Annotated in this window: 1 protein-coding gene and 2 pseudogenes; 2 read left to right on the forward strand and 1 reads right to left on the reverse strand. The window is 64.8% G+C overall.

Annotated elements, in window-relative coordinates:
* Window positions 1–233: pseudogene (locus tag EN994_RS27260) on the forward strand (UTP--glucose-1-phosphate uridylyltransferase); the annotation flags it as partial.
* A gap of 39 nt (window positions 234–272) precedes the next feature.
* Here the strand turns inward: EN994_RS27260 and EN994_RS27265 are convergent.
* A complete protein-coding gene (locus EN994_RS27265; RefSeq protein ID WP_063168948.1) occupies window positions 273–2,063 on the reverse strand; it encodes an outer membrane beta-barrel protein in 1,791 nt (596 codons plus the stop codon).
* Between the two features lie 237 nt (window positions 2,064–2,300).
* Here EN994_RS27265 and EN994_RS36420 point away from each other — a divergent pair.
* Window positions 2,301–2,420 (forward strand): annotated as a pseudogene (locus EN994_RS36420) (KpsF/GutQ family sugar-phosphate isomerase); the annotation flags it as partial.

A 2,420-nucleotide genomic window follows, 5' to 3' on the forward strand; every position in this document is an offset into this window, starting at 1 on the left:
CGGCATACGAGATCCAGCTCACCGACGCCATGCTGAAGCTGGAAAAGCAGCAGCCTTTCTACGGCTACCACTATCGAGGCCGCACGTTCGACTGCGGATCGCCGGAGGGTTTTGTCGAGGCCAATGTCGCCTTCGCGCTGTGGCGCAGCGACATGAACGAGAACATGGCGGGCGTCATCCGCACGCTTCTCGACGAGCTGAAGCCGTCAGAGCGCCGTGGTGCTGCGTTTTAAACATCCTAGCGAGCGGCCGGATGTCGTTGGTGCGGCCGTTCAGCGCTGCACCTTGACGCCGAGGAAGATGCTGTTGGCGGTGTAGTCCCGGCCCGGCAGGTTGCTGGTCAGTTTCTCGCTCCTCACTCTTGTGGTCAGGCCGGCGTAGCGGTTCAGCCACCAGGTCAGGCCGGCCTCGGCGCTCAACACCCTGTCATGGCCGTCGATGCCGATGTAATCACGCCAGTCGAGACCCAGAGCCGCGTTGGCGGTGAGGTTGGCGCGAATCTGGCGTTCGCCTGTCAGGCGACCGGAATAGAGGATGTCGCCGCTCTCGCCCGATGTGGTCGTGGGCTCGACGGTGGTCCGCCCGGTCAGGCCGATTATGGTGCCGCGCTCGGGTGACCATTTGAGGTCGGCGTTGACGGTGGCACCCGAGATCGCATCGAGGTTTTTGTCGTCGATCGCTTCCCTGAGCCAGCCGGCCGAGAATTCGCCCGACAGCTTCTCACCCATGTCGAGTGCAAGGCCGGCGCGGGCGCCGAGTCGCGTCGACGAGCGCTCGAAGCCTTCATTGTCGATGCGTTGATCATAGGTCCGGCGGCCGACCTCGATTTCGGTGAAGGGGGTCAGGGCAGGGGAGATCTCGTAGCCGGTGCGCAACGTCGCCGTGTAGAGCGTCGAGTCCTGATCCTTCTGCGACAGCGAGGTGCCGTCCGATAGCTTGGCGTCGCCGTAGAAGTCGTGCGAGACCGCGCCGGTCAAGGTGTACTGCATCTTGCCGAGATGCTTTTCGACGGCCAGGCTGCCATCGATGGTCTGCCGCAGCGGCTGCTTGCTGACGCCGGCAATGGCGTCCGGCGATGATGCCGATTCCGGCACGGCCTCGTAGCCGAGCTTGGCGATGGCGCGCAAACCATTGTCGAGGTCGACATTGAGCTGGCCTTCGATGCGGCCTTGCTCGTCGTGAACCGGGTAACCCGAGACGGTCTCGCGAAAAAGGCCATAGCCGTCGATCGTAGCGGAGTTCTCGCGCCAGTCGGAGGCGGCGGAAAAGCGCAGCGCCGTCTCGGACAGCAGCGCCGACTTGCCTGCACTGCTCGAATCGCCGTTCGAGGTGGCGGTCAGGCCCTGTTCGATCGTCGGCCGGATGACGAAGGAGCCCCATTTGACGCCGGTGGCGGCAAACGGATCATCCTCCAGCTTCTTCTTCTGGCCTTCGATGGCGTCCGTACGCTCCGCTCCTGGGTCGAGCTTCTGCCTGTCGGCGCTGTCGATGGTGAGTGCGCGGCGGTTGGCCGTGTCCGCATCGGTCTCTGCGGCATCGGTGGCGTCCGGCGTGGAGGCGGTCGTGGAAGCGGTGATGTCGGAGGTGTCGGCCGTCGATTTCTTCTTCTTTTTCGACTTGTCGGCAGCCTTGTCCTTGGCTTGGTCAGCCGCATTCTGCCTGGCGGCCGATGAGCGGCGGCGCGGCTTGGGCGGCGCCGCAGTGTCGACGGACGTGTCGTCAGTGGCTGCCGGCGGGTCAAAGAGGCTGCCGGTCGCGGTGGCGTCGCCAGTGTCAGCGTCGTCAGGCACGGCACCGGCGCTGGCCGGCAGATAGGTGCGGGCCGGCGCGTTGTCCTGCGCGGCGTTGGCCGGCTGTTGACCCTGCGCTGCCAAGGCCAGCTGTCTCGCCTTGCGCTGCTGGTCGGACAGGATCGCCGATTCCGAAACTTCGCCGCGCAGTTCGGTTTCCTGGGCATGGAGCGCCGTTGGGCGCAGCAAGGCAAACATGCTGGTTGCCAGCAGCAAGGCGCAGACCGCCTTGCCCCCACGTCCCGTCGAATTTTCTGGCTGGACCCCGGACATCGCCACCACTGCTTGCGCGGCGCACGCGCGCCATACTTACCGAACCGTAAATGGGGATGGTTAACGGAGGGTTGAGGCAGCGGCCCGTCAGCTGCCTGAAGCGCTGATTTCCAAAGGGATTCATACCGCGTGCGTTTTCTCGCCTGCCGTCGTCTGAACCACCGCACACGTTCGGGCGATATGCCTGGGGCCATTTCCGTTGGACAGCGCGCCGGCAAAGCGCTAATCGCATCAGCCATGCATGCGGGATCCCTGGATAAGAAGCCTTTGGACAGGCAAGCCTCGATCGCTTCGGCGCTGAGGACGGTGGCGACAGAACAGGCCGGTGTCGCAGCCCTCGCCGAGGCGCTGGAGAAT

It is taken from the genome of Mesorhizobium sp. M7A.F.Ca.CA.002.09.1.1, from assembly GCF_003998555.1.
Classification (GTDB): Bacteria; Pseudomonadota; Alphaproteobacteria; order Rhizobiales; family Rhizobiaceae; genus Mesorhizobium; species Mesorhizobium ciceri.